This window comes from Phyllobacterium sp. P5_D12, from assembly GCF_054049495.1.
Genome location: NZ_JBFUMG010000351.1, coordinates 1 through 4,854, shown reverse-complemented (window position 1 = coordinate 4,854; position 4,854 = coordinate 1). Strand labels below are relative to the sequence as shown.

Annotated in this window: 5 protein-coding genes; 1 reads left to right on the top strand and 4 read right to left on the bottom strand. The window is 57.8% G+C overall.

The features are described 5' to 3' along the window. Positions 1–511 (bottom strand): porin (locus ACXJ5O_RS19145; protein ID WP_457301282.1); only part of this gene is annotated, 511 nt, incomplete at its 3' end. 518 nt (positions 512–1,029) lie between these two features. Here ACXJ5O_RS19145 and aspT point away from each other — a divergent pair. Then, entirely contained in the window at positions 1,030–2,721 is a 1,692-nt protein-coding gene (gene aspT / locus ACXJ5O_RS19140) for an aspartate-alanine antiporter (protein ID WP_271893959.1), read from the top strand. 22 nt (positions 2,722–2,743) lie between these two features. Here the strand turns inward: aspT and ACXJ5O_RS19135 are convergent, their stop codons facing one another. From ACXJ5O_RS19135 to ACXJ5O_RS19125, 3 genes are all read right to left on the bottom strand, one after another. Next, positions 2,744–3,433, bottom strand: coding sequence for a MarC family protein (locus tag ACXJ5O_RS19135; RefSeq protein ID WP_271893958.1), 690 nt, complete (start codon positions 3,431–3,433; stop codon positions 2,744–2,746). Positions 3,434–3,919: 486 nt separating this feature from the next. Next, positions 3,920–4,240 carry a hypothetical protein gene (locus ACXJ5O_RS19130; RefSeq protein WP_457301281.1) on the bottom strand — a complete coding sequence of 107 codons (321 nt, stop codon included), beginning with the start codon at positions 4,238–4,240 and terminating at the stop codon, positions 3,920–3,922. Positions 4,241–4,611: 371 nt separating this feature from the next. Further along, positions 4,612–4,854: hypothetical protein (locus tag ACXJ5O_RS19125; protein WP_457301280.1), on the bottom strand; the 243-nt coding region annotated here is incomplete at its 5' end.

Genomic DNA, 4,854 nt, shown 5'->3' with positions numbered 1-4,854 from the left:
TGGACATGCTGTCGGCACCGTACTGGATGACGTCGTCCCTGATGATGTTGCCGGCATAATTCAGCCAAGAACCAAAGATGACGTCATTGACGCCGATCTGGAAACCGCCGAGCTCGATGAAGGCCTGATGAAGGATGCCGCCGGCATCGTCGCCGTTCGTGTATTGGAACCGGCCGTCGATGTAAGAGCGCAACGTGCCGAGTTCGGTCTCGGAGCGCGCATCGAAACGCAGCTCGGCACGCGTGCGGGAGTACCATGTGTCGTTCTCACCGCCGACATGACCGCCGGTATAGACATTGTCGCCGCCGGCCATCTCAAAACGCAGATAGCCGCCAAATTTCAGGCAGGTTTCCGTGCCGGGGATATAGAAGAAGCCCGCGCCGTAGGCATCGCAGACCCGGACGTACTCGACCGGTTCGGGTTCAGCCACGACCACTGCATCCGCAGCATGCGCTGCCGATACGGCAATGATTGTTCCAGCAGAGGCTAGAAGAAGAGTTCGAACATCCATGCGGTCCCCCATCGGCGCTTGTATTTGGAAACGTTCGAGCAGGGTTCGAATACCGCAGTTTCAATGAATTTCGCAGCGAGTCCCCCCAACCTAGATAAGAAATACCACGACAGGGTTGTCGTTGCTGTCACTGAAGGGCCACACCAATGCTGCATTCCACTGGAAATTTAAACAACGACAGGCGCCAATCCTGCCCTACCTATGATGGGGCCACACCCTCGCATCGTTACTGTTACGTACTTTCTTTTTGTTTCGAGGGCTCGCATGCTTGGTGTGGACAATCGGCCTTGAGATAGCAGCCGCGGCAACCTTTGTCGGGCAAGGTGCTGACCCAAGAGACGATCGACTGCGAAAACTTGATGTGAAGGAAATCCACGGTACGAGAAAGCCAAGGCCCTCAAACTAATGCCACCTGAATGCGATCGCTGCAAAAGCGAAGCGTTGAACGCGTTTTCCACGGCGCCTTGATACTGAGCTGATCGTGTTCAAGCGCGAAGGTCGTCGCGGGGAGATGGGCTATGGTTTGGTTCGAGCAATTCCTAGTCAAGTATCCGGAGCTCGCCGTGTTTCTTGCGATCAGCATCGGCTACTTGATCGGTGGCGTGAAGGTCAGAGGCTTCGGCCTTGGGCCTGTTACCGGCTCCCTCTTCGCCGGTATTTTGATCGGTCAATTCGCCCACGTTCCGATTGCCGGCATGGCGAAGTCGTTGCTGTTCCTTCTGTTTCTTTTTGGCATTGGCTATTCGGTCGGGCCGCAGTTCCTGCAGGCCCTCAAACGAGACGGGTTGAAGCCCGTACTGCTCGCCGTGGTGGTGTGTGTGACAGGGCTGCTCACTGCCATCGTCATCGCAAAGGCCCTGGGGCTTGATCCGGGCTTTGCTGCGGGACTCGTGTCGGGCGCTCTCACAGAGAGTCCGGCGATGGGCACGGCGACTGAAGCCATCAACGCGCTCCCGCTTATGGAGGATGAGCGTGCCCGGCTGGTCGCACATGTCGCGGTGGCCGACGCGGTCTGCTACGTCTTTGGCGCCGTTGGCGTCATTTTGTTCTGCAGTGTGCTGGGCCCAAAATTGCTTGGCATCGACCTGGCAGCCGAGGCGCTTAAGCTGGAGCACGAGCTCGGCATTACGCGGACGGCGGCGGGGGTCGCGTCCGCTTGGCATAGGTTCGAGTTGCGCGCCTACCGGATCGCGGAGGGCGCGCCAATCGCAGGACTATCCGTAGCTGCAGCTGAGGCTAAATTTCCGGAGCACCGGCTGTTCATCCAGCGCGTGCGACGCGGCGAGCGAGTTATTGAGGCAAGCCCGGAGTTCGTCTTGAGCCCAGAGGATGTGGTCGCGGTGTCTGGCAGGCGAGAGACCCTGGTGGAGTTGCTCGGTCAGCGTGCCGCCGAGGTAGAGGATCGCGAACTCCTGGATATCCCAGTGTCAGTCGCCGACGTCCTTGTAACAAGCCGCGACCTTGACGGCCGGAGTATCGCGGACGCGGCCAAGGAAGACTGGACCCGCAGCCTCTATCTACGAGCCATCACGCGCGGGAGCCAGAACCTTCCGCTTGCACCTGGGATCTTGGTGCAGCGCGGCGACGTTCTGCGGTTGGTGGGGCCGGAGGCTGTCGTCTCGCGCGCCGCCAAGCGGGTAGGTGTCACTATCACACCAACGGCCTCGACCGACTTCTTCGTCCTCGGCCTCGCAATCTTCCTTGGAGGGCTTGTCGGCGTTCTCGTCACCTTTCCTATCGGGGATATGCGAATCTCTTTGAGCACCAGCGTGGGAACGTTGCTGGCGGGGCTCGTCGTGGGGCATATGCGCACGCGCTTTCCGCTCTTTGGCCGCATACCGGACGGAGCCGTCTCGCTGATGACGGCACTTGGTCTTGCCGCCTTCGTGGCAATGACCGGCCTCCATGCCGGCCCCATCTTCTTCTCAGCCATCGCGGAGGCGGGCGTAGGCCTGCTGTTCGGCGGCATGGTCGTTACCCTGATGCCCATGTTCGTAGGACTCTACGTTGGGCGCTACCTGCTCGGCATGAACCCCATACTGCTCCTCGGCGGGCTGGCAGGAGCGCAGACAATGACCGCCGGCATGGCAGCTGTGCAGGACCGGTCGGGGAGTCCGGTTGCCGTGCTCGGCTATACACCAGCGGTCCCCATTGGACATATCCTGCTTACAACCTGGGGAACGGTGATCGTGGGGGTCATAGCCGGCTAAATTCGACTTGCCCTGTTGCCGACTACGGCGTGGGTAGCGGCGGAGGAGAACCTGCGTAGAGAAGGGATCTCAACAACTCGCTTCCGCCCGACCAGAAGATCTGCAAGCCGAGGCAAAACAGAATGAATGCCGAAAGCCGCACGGCGATATCGGTGCCGCCAGGGCCCAGAATCCTTTGGCTGCGATCCGCATAGCTGAAGCAAAGCAGGATGGTCAATGCCAGAACGGCTATGGCGACGACGCTTGCCATGACGAATATGAGCCTTTCGGCAGGACCCGTAACCGTCGCCTCCGAAAGCCCGATGCTGATCACCACGGCCATGGAGCCTGGCCCTGTCGTGAGTGGGAGGGTCAGGGGATAGAAGGCCTGATCCAGCAGATTGGTGCGCGGAACTCCGCCTGCCGGCGCTTCCAGTTCCTTCTTGCTTCCTTCATTAAGAAGTTTCCAACCTGAGACAGCGACAATGAACCCGCCAGCGACGCGAAGTATGGGAATTGAAATCCCGTAAAACTGGAGGATGAGCGCGCCAAGCAAGAACGAACAGACCAGGAGGACGAACGAGTTCAACGCGATCCGGCGCGCAAGGACAGCGCGGATCTCAGGTGTTGCACCACGGGTCAACCCGAGGAAGACGAGTGCGGAACCTGGCGGATTGACCACCGGAAAGATCGATGCCAAGACGAGGACGAACGTATTTATGGTCGCGTTCATTTAGGCGGGTCCATTTTGATGAGCCGGCGGTGCCGGGACTTCGGGATGTTTTCATGGCGATCCCGGCTGGACGTCTCGGTCATCCATCGCCTTTCGAACTCATGCGCGGTTTAACGACTCGGCCGTTCTCTTGCAGAACAGACCATACATCCATCCTGAGCAGCTTGCTACGCTATGTTTGTCGAGGCAGTATGGACCAAATGGATCCGGCGGTCGGGGTTGCTGTTTCCAATGGTTAAAGCCCTTCGAGTCGACTGGGCCGGTTTGCCCTGTCGCAGGGAAAAATCAAATGCACGAAGGTGGGCCTTGGGTTGACAAAGTGACCTTGTTACCTAGGGAAAGTCCCGATTGTGGCAAGGCCTCTTTTGCGACATAATTAATTGTCCAATCGTGTCCATACCCGTCCCGATTGGTTACCCCTACCCGTCGTTGTGCTTGAACCCCAACGGCGGGTCTTTTGCGCCAGTGCTCGCTACGAGCGCCCGGTCAATGCTTGAGACACTTTTTTCCCGCTGCCATTGCCTTGAAAGTCCCCTTCAGATCGACGACGAAGGTCCCCTTGGTCTCGGGAAACACGGTCATTTCATATTTCTTTGCTACGTCTCGCTTGAACTTCGGGTCGTCTGTCAAGATGTAGCCGCCAGAAAGTCCGCCTTTGAGTTCACCACTCGTGCTGGTAGCGACACCCTTGTAAAGATTGCGGTCGAGAGCGACGAAGATGTCGGTCGTGTTCCCGTTCTTAAGGCCGATATCCGCCTTCGTGAACACGCCGAGATATCCGACCTCCTGATTTGCGGTAACGCCCATTTGCACCGATCCTTGGCCAAAGTCGCGCACGATCAAACAATCTCCGCGAGTTTGATTTGTATAGATGGTCCAGCCGTCGATGTCCTTCCCATATCGGACGAGCACATCGCTCGCCTTAGGGAGGGGATTTTGGCTTTGTGCGTTAGCTGCTATCGCAGACGAAACTGTTATCGTCGTAGCCGCGATGAGTGTCAGGAAGTTTCGCATGAATGTTCCCCTTTGTGGGTGCCCGTTGCACCTTGTTTAATTGCTGAAATTTGTATGGTGGTCGTCGTCAACTGCGCTAACGACTACCCCGTCTCCATGGTTTGTTAGACCAATGCGTGATCCGGCTATCAAAAAAGGCTCGACTGAATGCCGAGCCTCCACCCTCAATACTTTATGTTTCGGCCCGTCTTACGAGCGTCCTGCTTAGTATGTCGCTTGTCCTGACGGCACGCAGCGTTGCTCTTCTGGTTGGCCGCACGACAATCTTGCTTCGTTTGTCGAGCTTCGGGGCGAGCTTGTTGGCGAACGTCACGCGCTTGTTGGCGCTGTTGCGCTTGCTGAGCCGCGAATGATATTTCTGAAAAACTTAAAAAAGAAATTGCAATCACCGCTGCAGTGATTAGAGG

Excerpts from the sequence above, each read along its gene's own strand:
- ACXJ5O_RS19130 (WP_457301281.1), bottom strand. The coding sequence starts at position 4,240 with ATGGGCGTTACCGCAAATCAGGAGGTCGGATATCTCGGCGTGTTCACG.
- aspT (WP_271893959.1), top strand. The coding sequence starts at position 1,030 with ATGGTTTGGTTCGAGCAATTCCTAGTCAAGTATCCGGAGCTCGCCGTG.
- ACXJ5O_RS19135 (WP_271893958.1), bottom strand. The coding sequence starts at position 3,433 with ATGAACGCGACCATAAATACGTTCGTCCTCGTCTTGGCATCGATCTTT.